This is a genomic window from Stenotrophomonas sp. FR010 (assembly GCF_047520755.2).
GTDB lineage: Bacteria > Pseudomonadota > Gammaproteobacteria > Xanthomonadales > Xanthomonadaceae > Stenotrophomonas > Stenotrophomonas sepilia.
The window spans coordinates 1-13519 of the sequence record NZ_JAXBQT020000018.1; the positions used below are offsets into that span (position 1 = coordinate 1).

Here is a 13519-nt window from a genome sequence, read left to right on the forward strand (position 1 = left end):
GCCGGCCGCTGGCCGGCAACCCCATGAATCTTCGCAGACATGAACCTATTGCCGGCCAGCGGCCGGCACTACCATGGCGTTGCGCAGCACCCCGTATAGTCGGCCCATGACCATCACCGCCCCAGCCGACCTTCCCGCCATCCTGCACTCCCTGCGCAGCGCCTGGCAGTCGCAGCGCCCATCGCTGCACCAGCGCGAGGCCGACCTGCGCCGCCTGCGCGAGGCGCTGAAGCCACGCCTGGACGAAATGGCCACGGCCATCGCCGAAGACTTCGGCCATCGCGCCCACGTTGAATCGAAACTGGCCGATGGCATGAGCGTGCTGTCGGCCATCGACCACCTGCGCCGCCACCTGCGGCGCTGGTCGAAGCCGCAGCGGGCATCGGCGGGCTGGAAGCTGTGGCCAGCGCGCGCGCAGCTGCGGCCGACGCCGCTGGGCGTGGTCGGGGTGATCTCGCCCTGGAACTACCCGGTCACGCTGGCGCTGGTGCCGCTGGCCACCGCCATCGCTGCGGGCAACCACGTACTGCTGAAGCCTTCGGAACACACGCCGCGCACCAGCGCGTTCCTGGCCGATCTGCTGGCCAGCGTGTTCCCGCCCGATCGGGTGGCGGTGGTGCAGGGCGGGGCGGATGTGGCCGCGGCGGTGTCCTCGCTGCCGCTGGACCATCTGCTGTTCACCGGCTCGACGGCCGTGGGCCGCAAGGTGATGGCCGCCGCCGCCGAGCATCTGGTGCCGGTCACGCTGGAGCTGGGCGGCAAGTCGCCGGCCATCGTCTGCCGCGATTTTCCGCTGGGCAAAGCCGCCGCGCGGCTGGCCACCGGCAAGTGGTTCAACGCGGGCCAGACCTGCATCGCGCCGGATTATGTGCTGATCGATACGGTCCGCCAGCGCGAGTTCGTACAGGCGCTGCAGCAGCAGGTGCGCGAACGCTATGGCGACTTCAGCGATGCCGAAGATTACACCCGCATCATCAATGAAGGCCAGTACCGGCGCTTGCAGGGCTATCTGGCACAGGCGCGGCAACGCGGCGTGCCGGTGATTCCGCTGGCGCAGGTCGACGAGGCGCGCGCCGACCGCGAGCGTCTGCTGGTGCCGACCGTGGTGCTGGACCCGCCCGACGATCTGGACCTGATGCGCGAGGAGATCTTCGGCCCGATCCTGCCGGTGCGGGCCTATCCGGATCTGGATGCCGCGCTGGCCGACGTGCTGTCCCGCGACCGGCCGCTGGCGCTGTATCCCTTCAGCCATGACACGACCACGGTGGAGCGCATCCTCGGCCAGGTGGTGGCGGGCGGGGTGACGGTGAATGACACGCTGCTGCACTTCGCCGCCGATGGCCTGCCGTTTGGCGGGGTGGGGGCCAGCGGTATGGGCGCGTACCACGGCCGGGCCGGGTTCGATGCGATGAGCAAGCGGCTGCCGGTGCTGTGGCAGTCGCGCTGGGCGGCCAGCGACCGGCTGCGCCCGCCGTATTCGAAGATTGCGGGTTTGTTGAAGCTGCTGCTGCGGTGAACCCAGGCAGGGCGTGGCACTACTGAATCAGGGCCCGATTCTTCTGTAGAGCCGAGCCCACGCTCGGCTGCTCCTGGCTGGGTGCCTGGTCAATGCAGCCGAGCGTGGGCTCGGCTCTACACGGGAATCCGGGCCGCCCCCATCCCGGCCACCCGGGTAGAATGCCCGCATGAAAATCGCCTCGTGGAACGTCAATTCGCTCAATGTCCGCCTGCCGCACCTGGAGCAGTGGCTCAAGGCGTTCGGCCCGGACATCGTCGGTATCCAGGAAACCAAGCTGGAGGACCACAAGTTCCCCGACTCTGCGCTGATCGCCGCCGGCTACCGCAGCGTGTTCGCCGGCCAGAAGACCTACAACGGCGTGGCGCTGCTGTCGCGTGAGCCTGCACAGGACGTGCAGATCGGCATTCCCGGCTTCGAGGACGAACAGAAGCGCGTCATCGCCGGTACCTTCGGCGACCTGCGGGTGATCAACCTGTACGTGGTCAACGGCCAGGACATCGGTACCGACAAGTACGAGTACAAGCTGCGCTGGCTTGAGGCGGTGCATGCCTGGATCGCCGAAGAACTGCAGCGCCACCCGAAGCTGATCGTGATGGGGGACTTCAACATTGCCCCGGACGCACGCGACGTGCACGACCCGGAGGTGTGGAACGACAACCACATCCTGACCTCCACCGCCGAGCGCGGCGCATTGAACAAGCTGCTGCAGCTGGGCCTGCACGATGGCTTCCGCCTGCACAACGACGAGGCGGGCACCTTCAGCTGGTGGGATTACCGCGCCGCCGGCTTCCGTCGCAACCTGGGCCTGCGCATCGACCTGACCCTGGTCTCCGATGCGCTGAAGAGCGGTGCGGTGGCCTCGGGCATCGACCGCGAGCCGCGCACCTGGGAACGCCCGAGCGACCATGCGCCGGCGTGGGTACAGATCGGTTGAATGAACGAGGCCCGGCGATTGCCGGGCCCGTTCTGAAAGGCCCGCCGGCCAGCGGCCGGCGTTACCGCCGCGTCAGCGTATGCTCTTGCGGGTGAACAGGTTGACGATCGCCAGCAGGATCACCGCACCGATCAGCGAGAACAGGAAGGTTCGAATGGTGATCGCTTCGTTGATGCCGCCGCCGAACAGCCAGCCGGAAATCAGCGCGCCGACGATGCCGACCACGATGTTGAGGATGATGCCCTGCTGGGCATCGCGCTTCATGATGATGCTGGCCAGCCAGCCTACGATGCCGCCGACGATCAGCCAGATGATGATGCCCATGATCGAACCTCCGGTGGGGAACGGTGACCAGTTGACGCGCACGGCCGTGAACCCGTCGTGCAATCGTGTGACGGGCGCGTGCGCATGAGCCTGCCAGCCACCCTCGACGGCCCGTGGCGCTTTGGTCCGGTGACGGTCTGGCGGCGCCCGCACGTGCCCGGCCATCGCGGCGAACCGCAGGCACGGCAGGTGCTGGCGCAGGCCCTCGGGGCCGATCCGGAGACGCTGCCGCTGGTCCGCGATGACAAGGGCCGGCCGGAACTGAGCGGCGCATTGGCCCACTACGGCACTGGCTGGAGCCACAGCGGCGAGGTGCTGCTGGTGGCGCTGGGCGAAGGCGTGCGGCTGGGCGTGGACCTGGAACTGCTGCGGCCGCGCGCCCGCCTGCTGGAGATCGTGCAGCGCTTCTTCCACCCGGAGGAGGTGGCGTGGCTGGAAAGCCTGGACCAGGCCGACCGCGAACACTGGTTCTTCCGCGTGTGGTGCGCCAAGGAAGCGATGCTGAAGGCGCACGGCCAGGGTATCTCGTTCGGCCTGCACCGCCTGCAGCTGGCGCCGGGGGCCGATGGCGCCCTGCACCTGCGCTGGTGCGACCCGGAACTGGGCGAGGCCGCGCGCTGGCACCTGCACGAATGGCAGGCCACCGGTCAGTTCCGGGCGGCGTTGGCCTGGTATCCGCACTGAGGCGGGGAATCAGCGCGCAAAACCGGCGATAATGCCGGCATGAGCGAACACCCACTTCCCGCCAGCGTGGCTGCCACGCTGGAACAGGGCCTGGCCAGCATGGGCCTGGATGCCGCGCTGGCGCCGCCGCTGCTGCGCTACCTGGCCCTGCTGCACCGCTGGAACGGCACCTACAACCTCACCGCCATCCGCGACCCGCAGGAGATGGTCACCCGCCACCTGCTCGACTCGCTGGCGATGCAGCCGTTCGTGGCCGATGGCAGCCTGGCCGACCTCGGCACCGGGCCCGGGCTGCCCGGCATCCCGCTGGCCATCGCCTGCCCGGGCCTGCAGGTGACCCTGGTCGAGAGCAATGGCAAGAAGGCGCGCTTCATGCGCGAGGCCGTGCGCCAGCTCGGCCTGGGCAATGCCCGCGTGGCCGAATCGCGCGCCGAGGCGCTGGACGAGGCCGGCCGTTACGACCAGCTGACCGCGCGCGCAATGGATACCCTGGCCGGCATCGTCCGCGTCGGTGGCCATCTGCTGCGCCCCGGTGGCGTGCTGCTGGCCATGAAGGGCGTCTACCCGCATGAGGAGATCGCGGAACTGCCGGCGGGCTGGCAGGTGCGCGAGGTGACCCCGCTGAGCGTGCCCGGCCTGGCCGGCGAACGCCACCTGGTCACCGTTACAGGTCCCTGATTCCCGCCGCCAGCCCTTTGTGGAACAACGGGTTGGCGATCCACGATTTCCGCAAGGGGCCGGTTGTACGCATAATGACCGGTCCCAACCATCCGTCGACGAGGCACACCCGCATGGCCCGCATCATCGCCATCGCCAACCAGAAGGGTGGCGTCGGCAAGACCACGACCGCCGTCAACCTGGCCGCTTCCCTGGCCAACGCACCCAAGCGTGTGCTGCTGGTCGACCTCGATTCGCAGGGCAACGCGACCATGGGCAGCGGCGTGGACAAGCGTGAGCTGGCCGCCTCCACCTACGATCTGCTGCTGGGCGAGAACAGCGCCGCCGACGTGCGCGTGCAGACCGCCGAAGGCTACGACCTGTTGCCCGGCAACATCGACCTGACCGCCGCCGAGATCCAGCTGATGGCGCAGAGCGAGCGCGAGCAGCGGCTGAAGCGCGCGCTGGCACCGATCCGCGACGAGTACGACTACATCCTGATCGACTGCCCGCCGGCGCTGTCGCTGCTGACGCTCAACGCGCTGGCCGCCGCCGATTCGGTGATCGTGCCGATGCAGTGCGAGTACTACGCCCTGGAAGGCCTGAGCGCGCTGGTGGAAACCATCGAAGCGCTGCGTGCCGACCTCAATCCGGCGCTGGAGATCGAAGGCGTGCTGCGCACCATGTTCGATGTGCGCAACAACCTGGCCAACGCGGTGTCGGCCGAGCTCACCGAGCACTTCGGCGATCGCGTGTTCCGCACCATCGTGCCGCGCAACGTGCGCCTGGCCGAGGCACCCAGCCATGGCCAGAGCATCGTCGGCTACGACCGCGCCTCGCGCGGTGGCGTGGCCTACCTGGGCCTGGCCGGCGAGATCATCCGCCGCAACAACGAACGCAACAAGGCCACCAAGGCCGTGGAGACCGTCTGATGACCAGCAGCAAGCCGGCAGCCAAGAAGCGAGGCCTCGGCCGTGGCCTGGACGCGCTGCTGGGCCCGAAGGGCGCGGTCAGCCAGGTGCAGGCCACCACGGCGGTGATCGAGCCGCTGCCGGGGGAAGTGCTGCGCAAGTTGCCGGTCGGCCAGCTGCAGCCGGGCAAATACCAGCCGCGCCGCGAGATGGACGAGGGCAAGCTGTCCGAGCTGGCCGACTCGATCAAGTCGCAGGGCGTGATCCAGCCGATCCTGGTGCGCCAGCTGCCGGCGGGCAACTACGAAATCGTCGCCGGTGAACGCCGCTGGCGCGCATCGCAGCTGGCCGGGCTGGACGAAGTGCCGGTGGTGGTGCGCGAGCTGGAAGACCGCACCGTCATCGCGATGGCGCTGATCGAGAACATCCAGCGCGAAGACCTCAACCCGCTGGAAGAAGCCGAAGCGCTGCAGCGCCTGATCAGCGAGTTCACCCTCACCCATGCCGAGGCCGCCGAGGCCGTCGGCCGCTCGCGCGCGGCGGTGTCCAACCTGCTGCGCCTGCTGGAACTGCCGGTGGCGATCCGCCTGCTGCTGGAAACCCGCCGCCTGGAAATGGGGCATGCCCGTGCGCTGCTGACCCTGGCCCCCGAACTGGCCGGCAAGCTGGCCCAGGAAGCGGCCGACGAAGGCTGGTCGGTACGCGAGGTCGAGCGGCGCGCGCAGGCTTTCGCCGCCGGCAAGGTGCCGAGCAGCCGTCCGGTGGCCACGCCGAAGGTGCAGCAGGCCGACATCGCCTCGCTGGAAACCGAGCTGTCCGAAGCGCTCGGCGCCAAGGTGGCGATCAGCCACGGCCGTGGCGGCAAGGGCAAGCTGATCATCCACTACACCGACCTGGACACCCTGGACGGCGTGCTGGAAAAACTGCGCACGCGCCAGGGCTGAGCCCGGCGCCACATCACGCCGGCCGACGCATCCCCGCGACGTCGGCCACGCCGATGGCAGCGGGGTGCTTTGATCGAGACCCGCGATGACCATCCTGCTCACCGGCGCTGCCGGCTTCATCGGTGCCTACACCGCCCGCGCGCTGCTGGAGGCCGGCCGGGCCGTGGTCGGCCTGGACAACTTCAACGATTACTACGACCCGCAGATCAAGCGTGACCGCGTGGCCGCGCTGTGTCCGGCGCTGGACCTGCGCACCCTGGACCTGACCGACCAGCAGGGCCTGGCCGCGCTGTTCGACGAGGTGCAGCCGACCGCGGTGATCCACCTGGCCGCGCAGGCCGGCGTGCGCTATTCGCTGGAAAACCCGCATGCCTACGTCGACAGCAACCTGGTCGGCTTCGTCCACATGCTCGAGCTGTGCCGCCACCGTGGCGTGCAGCACCTGGTGTACGCCTCCAGCAGTTCGGTCTACGGCGATTCGGCCGCGCCGCCGTTCTCCGAAGACCAGCGCGTGGACCAGCCGCGCTCGCTGTACGCGGCGACCAAGGCCGCCAACGAGCTGATGGCCTACACCTACGCGCAGCTGTACGGCCTGCATGCCACCGGGCTGCGCTTCTTCACCGTGTATGGCCCGTGGGGCCGGCCGGACATGGCACCGCTGCTGTTCTCGCGCGCGGTGCTGGCCGGTCGGCCGATCGACGTGTTCAACGAAGGCCGCATGCAGCGCGATTTCACACATGTCTCCGACATCGTATCCGGTATCCTCGGCGCCCTCGCGCATCCGGCCGACGGTCCGGTGCCGCACCGGGTGTTCAACCTCGGCAACCATACACCGGTCGAGCTGGAGCGCTTCATCAGCGTGATCGAGCAGGCCGCCGGCCGCCCTGCGCAGAAGGTCTACAAGCCCATGCAGCCCGGCGACATGGTGCGCACGATGGCCGATACCCGGCGCGCACATGACGCTTTCGGCTTCGATGCGGTGACCCCGATCGAACAAGGCCTGCCGCCTGTGGTGCAGTGGTGCCGCGAGTATTTTGGTGATCGCGCCTGAGAATGGATCCTCACGCCGCCGGGTTCATCTTCGGATAACCTCGGTTTCGGAGAATGCGCGGTCTTTGTCCCCCCTTTGGCCGAGTGCCTTATGAGCCAACCCGAGCTTTCCGTTGTCGTCCCGGTATTCAACGAGCGCGACAATGTCGCCCCGCTGGTCGCCGAAATCACCGCTGCGCTGCGTGGCCGGCTGCCGTTCGAGATCGTCTACATCGACGATCACTCGCGCGATGACACCCTGGCGGTGCTGCAGGGACTGAAGGCGACCACGCCGGAACTGCGGGTGCTGCACCACGTGAACCAGAGCGGGCAGAGCACGGCGGTGCGCACCGGCGTCAAGCACGCGCGGGCGCCGTGGATCGCGACCCTGGATGGCGACGGCCAGAATGATCCGGCCGATATTCCCAAGCTGCTCGCCGCACGCGACGCCGCCGAGGCGCAGGTGAAGCTGTTCGCCGGCTGGCGCGTCAACCGCCAGGACAGCGGCAGCAAGCGCTGGGCCAGCAAGTGGGCCAACGCCATCCGTGCGCGCATGCTGCGCGACGACACGCCCGACACCGGTTGCGGCATCAAGCTGTTCGAACGCAGCGCGTTCCTCGACCTGCCGTACTTCGACCACATGCATCGCTACCTGCCGGCGCTGATGCAGCGTGCCGGCTGGAAGACCACCAGCGTGCCGGTCAACCACCGCCACCGCACCGCTGGCGTGTCCAAGTACAACAACCTCGGCCGTGCGCTGGTCGGCATCCGCGACCTGCGTGGCGTGGCCTGGCTGATCACCCGAAGCAAGCGCACCGCGGTGGAGGAGCGCTGATGGATCTGGAGCTGCACTGGCTGGATCAGCCCCTGACCTGGCTGTACTGGACCGGCCTGCATGTGACCGGCTGGAAGCTGATCGGCTACACCGGCGCACTGATGTTCGGCGGCCGCTGGCTGGTCCAGTTCTTTGCCTCCAAGCGTGCCGGCAAGCCGGTCATCCCGCGCCTGTTCTGGTACATGAGCGTGATCGGCAGCCTGATGACCCTGAGCTACTTCCTGTTCTCGGCCAAGCAGGACTCGGTGGGCGTGCTGCAGAATCTGTTCCCGGCGTTCACCGCCCTGTACAGCCTGCACCTGGATATCAAGCACCGCGGCTGGAAGCGCGACAAGGCCAGCCACTGAGGCTGCGCCGGGATGCGGTCTGCCGTGGGTAGAGTCGACTGTCAGTCGACTTTCGCGCGGAGCGCGGGCTTTGCCACGTCTGGCCGAAGAGCAGCCGACTAACAGTCGGCTCTACCACGCGCCTTCGGCGCTGGGGCCCCGGCCTGCGGCCGGTTCCCGGTCCTGCCTGCGCTGCAGGCAGGACCTTCGTCCCATGCCACGGGCCGTGGGCGGTGCCATCATCGGGGCCTGCCTTCCCGGGAACCTGTGCTCGTGAAAACCCGTCTTGCCGTTGCCCTGCTGCTCGCCCTGTCCGCCCCCACCGTGGCCTTGGCCGCTGCGCCCACCGCCGCGCCCGCCAGCGTGGCCACCGAATCGCCTGCAGATGCCGCCTTCCGCGCGCTGTACGAGAAGGAATGGAAGTGGCGCCAGCAGGGCGGTGGTGAAGCCAGCGAGGACGAAGACGCCCCGGCCAACGCCACCCGCATGCCCGACGTCGGCCCGGCCGCGCAGCAGGCACGCCTGAAGGTGTGGGACGAGACCCTGGCCGCGCTGAAGAAGATCGACCCGAAGACCCTGTCGCCGGACAACCAGGTCAACTACGCGATCTATCGCGACCAGGTGTTCAACCTGGCCGAAGAGACGCGCCTGCGCGGCTACGAAATGCCATTCAACGCCGATTCCTCGTTCTGGTCCAACCTGTCCTTCATGGCCCGGCGCGAGATGAAGACCGTGCAGGACTACCAGAACTACATCGCACGGCTGAACGACGTGCCGCGTTACTTCGGCCAGCAGACCGAGAACATGCGCGCCGGCCTGAAGCGCGGCTTCAGCGTGCCGCGCGCGGTGCTGGATGGCCGCGAAGTGTCCATCGCCACCGTCGCCGAGCTGAAGGACCCGACCGAATCGCCGCTGTACGCGCCGTTCAAGAAGCTGCCCAACACCATCCCGGCCGCCGAACAGGCCAGGCTGCAGGCGCAGGCGCGTGAAGCGATCAGCGGCAAGGTAGTGCCGGCGTTCCAGCAGCTGCGCACCTTCTTCGTCAACGAGTACGTGCCGCAGGCGCGCACCACCCTGGCCGCCGAAGCGATGCCCGATGGCAAGGCGTACTACAGGCAGCAGATCCACGAGTACACCACGCTGGACCTGTCGCCGGACGAGATCCATCGCATCGGCCTGGAGGAAGTCGCACGCATCCAGGGCGAGATGAACGCCATCATCAAGCAGGTGAAGTTCAAGGGCAGCTTCGCCGAGTTCCTGACCTTCCTGCGTACCGATCCGCAGTTCTATGCGAAAACGCCGGAAGAGCTGCTGTCGCGCGCCGCGTGGATCTCCAAGCGCGCCGATGGCCAGCTGGGCAAGTACATGACGTTGCCGCGCGCGCGCTTCACCATCGTGCCGGTGCCGCCGGACATCGCACCGTTCTGGACTGCCGGCCGCGGTGGCATGGGCACCTACTGGCTCAACACCTACAACCTGCCGTCGCGCCCGCTGTACAACCTGCCGGCGCTCACCCTGCATGAATCCGATCCGGGCCATTCGCTGCAGGGCGCGATCGCCGCCGAGCAGAAGAACCTGCCGGAGTTCCGCCGCAATGCCTACATCTCCGCCTATGGCGAAGGCTGGGCACTGTACTGCGAGAAGCTGGGCGTGGAGATGGGTATCTACGAAACCCCGTACGAGGATTTCGGCCGCCTGACCTACGAGATGTGGCGCGCCGCGCGCCTGGTGATCGACACCGGCGTGCACAGCAAGGGCTGGACCCGCGAGCAGGCGTTGGCCTACCTGCGTGACCACACCGCGCTGAGCGAGCATGAAGTGACCACTGAAGTGGACCGCTACATTTCCTGGCCGGGCCAGGCGCTGAGCTACAAGCTGGGCGAGATCGCCATCGTGCGCCTGCGTGCGCAGGCCGAGAAGGAACTGGGCGACAAGTTCGACATCAAGGGCTTCCACGACACCCTGCTGAAGCAGGGCTCGGTGCCGCTGCCGGTGCTGGAACAGCAGATCCAGGCCTACATCGCCGAGCGCAAGAAGGCCTGACCGTTACCGGGTAGTGCCGGCCGCTGGCCGGCAATCCGACCCGGTCACGGGGTCGGATCCCTTTCCCGTGGAAAGGGCTCCGACCCCCTCTCACCTCAGCCTACCGCCCGCGGCCTGGCCACCCGTGCTGCGAAGGTCGGCAGCACCAGCAGGGTCAGCACGGTGGCGGTGATCAGGCCACCGATCACCACCGTCGCCAGCGGTTTCTGCACTTCCGCGCCGGAACCGCTGGCGATCGCCATCGGAATGAAGCCGACGATCGCCACAAGCGCCGTGGTCAGCACCGCGCGGATGCGGCTGGAGGCACCGTTGATCGCCGCCTGCAGCGGCAGGTCGCCGGCATCCAGGCGTTCGCGGATCGCCTGCATCAGCACCAGGCCATTCAAGGTCGCCACGCCGGACACGGCGATGAAGCCGACCGCTGCCGATACCGAGAACGGCATGCCCCGCAGCAGCAGCGCGAGGATGCCGCCGACCAACGCCAACGGCACGCAGCTGAACACCAGAATGGCTTCCTTGCCGCTGCGCAGGGCCATGAACAGCAGGCTGCCGATCAGCAGGAACACTACCGGTACCACCGTCGCCAGCCGCTTTTCCGCGCGCTGCAGGTTCTCGAACTGGCCACCCCAGGTCAGGTAGGCACCCGGCGGCAGTGCCACGTCGGCTACCGCGGCCTGCGCTTCGCCGACGAAGCCGCCCAGGTCGCGGCCACGCACGTTGGCCTGCACCACCACGCGGCGGCTGCCGTTGTTGCGGCTGATCTGGTTCGGCCCTTCGCTGACCGTGATGCGCGCAACCGACGACAGCGGAATCACCAACCCCGACGGCGTGGCGATCGGCAGCGAGGCCAGCTGGTCCGGATCGTTGCGCGCGGCATCGTCCAGGCGCACCACCACGTTGAAGCGGCGGTCGCCTTCGAAGATCTTGCCCGCCGCAGTACCGCCGATGCCGGTGGACAGTGCATCACTCACATCCGCCGCAGTCAGCCCATACTGCGCCGCCGCCACATGATCGATCGCCACGTTCAGCGTGGGCAGGCCGGAGATCTGTTCCACCCGCACGTCGGCCGCGCCATCCACCGCACGCAGCTTCAGCGCCACCTGGTCGGCCACCTTCTGCAGCTGGCCGAAGTCATCGCCAAAGATCATTACGGCCAGGTCGGTACGCACGCCGGAAATCAGCTCGTTGAAGCGCAGCTCGATCGGCTGGCTGAACTCGAAACTGTTGCCCAGCTGCTGCCCGGCCAGCTTTTCGAAACGGGCCACCAGCGCGTCCTTGGCCAACTTCGGATCGGGCCAGTCCTTGCGTGGCTTCAGCACGATCACGCTGTCGGAGATGTTGGTCGGCATCGGATCGATCGCCGCCTCGGCGGTACCGGTACGCGAGAACACGGTCTCCACTTCCGGCTGCTTGGCAATCACCTTTTCCAACGCCAGTTGCATGGCCAGTGACTGCTCCAGCGACGTCGACGGCACGCGCAACGCCTGCATCGCCACGTTGCCTTCGTCCAGCGTCGGCATGAACTCGCGGCCCAGCATCGAGAACGAGCCGATGCCCACCACCACCATCATCACCGCACTGGCCACTACCGTGCGCGGATGCGCCACGGCCTTGCGGATCACCGGCTCGATGCGCGCGCGCAGCACGCGTATCAGCCTGGTCTCGTGCTCGCCGTCGTCCGCATGTGCATCTGCGTCCTTCGGCTTCGGCTCGCGCACCAGCAGCGCCGTCATCGCCGGCACGAAGGTGAAGGAGAACAGGAAGGCACCGACCAGGGCCAGCATGAAGGTCGCCGCCATCGGGTGGAACGTCTTGCCCTCCACACCTTCCAGGGTGAGGATCGGCGCGAACACCAGCAGGATGATCAGCTGGCCGAACGCCGCCGGGCGCGCCATCTTCAGCGCGGAATCGGCGGCCACGCGCAGCCGTTCCATCGCGGTCAGCGCCCGGCCCAGTTCGGCGCGGCGCTGGCCCAGCATCAGCAGCGTCGACTCGACCACGATCACCGCACCGTCCACCAGGATGCCGAAGTCCAGTGCACCCAGGCTCATCAGGTTGCCGCTGATGCCGAAGCGGTTCATGCCGATCACCGCGAACAGGAACGACAGCGGAATCACCAGCGCGGTGATGGTGGCCGCGCGCAGGTTGCCCAGCAGCAGGAACAGCACCACCACCACCAGCAGCGCGCCCTCGGTGAGGTTCCGGGCCACGGTCTTGATGGTGGAATTGACCAGCACACTGCGGTCCAGCACCGGTGCGGCCACGATGTCGGCCGGCAGCGACGTGTTCACCTGTTCCAGACGTGCGGCTGCGGCCTGCGCCACGGTGCGGCTGTTGCCACCGGCAATCATCAGCGCGGTGCCCAGCACGGCCTCGTGGCCGTTGCGGCTGGCTGCACCCAGGCGCGGCGCGCGGCTCAGTTCCACGGTGGCTACATCGGCCACGCGCACCACCACGCCATTGCGGGTGGCCACCGGCGCCTGTGCAAGATCCTCGGTGGTCAGCGCCAGGCCATCGGCACGCACCACCAGGCCTTCACCGGCCCGCTGCACGAAGCCGGCGCCGGCCTGCACGTTGGAGCGCTGCAGCGCGGTAACCAGGTCGGCCAGGCCGAGGCCATGCGCGGCCAGTTTGGCGCTGTCCGGATGCACGCCGTATTCCTTGACGTAGCCGCCGACCGTATCGACACCGGCCAGCCCCGGGCTGGAGCGCATCTGCGGCGCGATGATCCAGTCCTGCACGGTGCGCAGGTAGGTCGCGCGCTCTTCCGGCGTGCGCAGCAGGTTGCCTTCCGGCGTGCGGTAGACCTCGCCGGCCTGCCAGCCGGCTTCACCGGGCTTGGCCAGCCTGGTCGGATCGAACGCGGTGAAGTCCACCGTCCACATCAGCACCTCGCCGAGGCCGGTGGTGACCGGCGACAGCATCGGCGACGCACCATCGGGCAGGTCTTCCGATGCCTCGCGCATGCGTTCGGCCACCTGTTGGCGGGCGAAGTAGATGTCGGTGGCATCGGTGAAGATCGCGGTGACCTGCGAGAAGCCATTGCGCGACAGCGAACGCGTGGTGGTCAGGCCGGGAATGCCGGCCAGCGCGGTTTCCAGCGGATAGGTCACCTGCCGTTCGATCTGCTCCGGGGTCAGCGCCGGGGCCACCGTGTTGATCTGCACCTGGCGGTTGGTGATGTCCGGCACGGCGTCGATCGGCAGCTTGCCCAGCTGGAACAGGCCCACGGCGGCGATCAGCGCCGCCATGAACACCACCAGCCAGCGGTGGCGCACCGCTGTTTCAATGATCAGCTTGAACATGATCGCCT

At 68.0% G+C, this 13519-nt stretch carries 12 protein-coding genes; 10 read left to right on the top strand and 2 right to left on the bottom strand.

Annotated elements, in window-relative coordinates; genetic code table 11:
• Positions 1-106: 106 nt before the first annotated feature.
• A complete protein-coding gene (locus ACM0PK_RS15685) occupies positions 107-1516 on the top strand; it encodes a coniferyl aldehyde dehydrogenase (protein ID WP_414607081.1) in 1410 nt (469 codons plus the stop codon).
• Between the two features lie 169 nt (positions 1517-1685).
• A complete protein-coding gene (xth, locus tag ACM0PK_RS15690; RefSeq protein WP_005420392.1) occupies positions 1686-2453 on the top strand; it encodes an exodeoxyribonuclease III in 768 nt (255 codons plus the stop codon).
• A 72-nt stretch (positions 2454-2525) separates the two neighbouring features.
• Here the strand turns inward: xth and ACM0PK_RS15695 are convergent, their stop codons facing one another.
• Complete coding sequence (locus ACM0PK_RS15695; protein WP_005411656.1) at positions 2526-2777, bottom strand: GlsB/YeaQ/YmgE family stress response membrane protein; 252 nt, start codon at positions 2775-2777, stop codon at positions 2526-2528.
• 84 nt (positions 2778-2861) lie between these two features.
• Here ACM0PK_RS15695 and ACM0PK_RS15700 point away from each other — a divergent pair, with 84 nt between their 5' ends.
• The 8 genes from ACM0PK_RS15700 (at position 2862) to ACM0PK_RS15735 (ending at position 10206) form a co-directional block, all read left to right on the top strand.
• The gene (locus tag ACM0PK_RS15700; RefSeq protein ID WP_061480448.1) at positions 2862-3461 is read left to right on the top strand and encodes a 4'-phosphopantetheinyl transferase family protein; all 600 of its coding nucleotides are present in this window, start codon (positions 2862-2864) and stop codon (positions 3459-3461) included.
• Positions 3462-3500: 39 nt separating this feature from the next.
• A complete protein-coding gene (gene rsmG, locus ACM0PK_RS15705; RefSeq protein ID WP_012481632.1) occupies positions 3501-4139 on the top strand; it encodes a 16S rRNA (guanine(527)-N(7))-methyltransferase RsmG in 639 nt (212 codons plus the stop codon).
• 113 nt (positions 4140-4252) lie between these two features.
• On the top strand, positions 4253-5050 hold the full coding sequence (locus tag ACM0PK_RS15710) for a ParA family protein (RefSeq protein WP_072167784.1): 798 nt from the start codon (positions 4253-4255) through the stop codon (positions 5048-5050).
• A complete protein-coding gene (locus ACM0PK_RS15715; RefSeq protein WP_049415931.1) occupies positions 5050-5973 on the top strand; it encodes a ParB/RepB/Spo0J family partition protein in 924 nt (307 codons plus the stop codon). Before ACM0PK_RS15710 ends, ACM0PK_RS15715 begins: the two co-directional genes overlap by 1 nt.
• A gap of 85 nt (positions 5974-6058) precedes the next feature.
• On the top strand, positions 6059-7024 hold the full coding sequence (locus ACM0PK_RS15720; protein ID WP_414607080.1) for an NAD-dependent epimerase/dehydratase family protein: 966 nt from the start codon (positions 6059-6061) through the stop codon (positions 7022-7024).
• A 90-nt stretch (positions 7025-7114) separates the two neighbouring features.
• Positions 7115-7837: a glycosyltransferase family 2 protein gene (locus tag ACM0PK_RS15725; protein ID WP_005420380.1), complete on the top strand. Its 723-nt coding sequence runs from the start codon at positions 7115-7117 to the stop codon at positions 7835-7837.
• A complete protein-coding gene (locus ACM0PK_RS15730; protein ID WP_414607079.1) occupies positions 7837-8184 on the top strand; it encodes a lipid-A-disaccharide synthase N-terminal domain-containing protein in 348 nt (115 codons plus the stop codon). Before ACM0PK_RS15725 ends, ACM0PK_RS15730 begins: the two co-directional genes overlap by 1 nt.
• Before the next feature lie 252 nt (positions 8185-8436).
• Positions 8437-10206 carry a DUF885 domain-containing protein gene (locus ACM0PK_RS15735; protein ID WP_414607078.1) on the top strand — a complete coding sequence of 590 codons (1770 nt, stop codon included), beginning with the start codon at positions 8437-8439 and terminating at the stop codon, positions 10204-10206.
• Positions 10207-10301: 95 nt separating this feature from the next.
• On the opposite strand, the gene ACM0PK_RS15740 is transcribed toward ACM0PK_RS15735, so the two are convergent.
• Positions 10302-13511: an efflux RND transporter permease subunit gene (locus ACM0PK_RS15740; RefSeq protein ID WP_414607077.1), complete on the bottom strand. Its 3210-nt coding sequence runs from the start codon at positions 13509-13511 to the stop codon at positions 10302-10304.
• Positions 13512-13519: the final 8 nt, after the last annotated feature.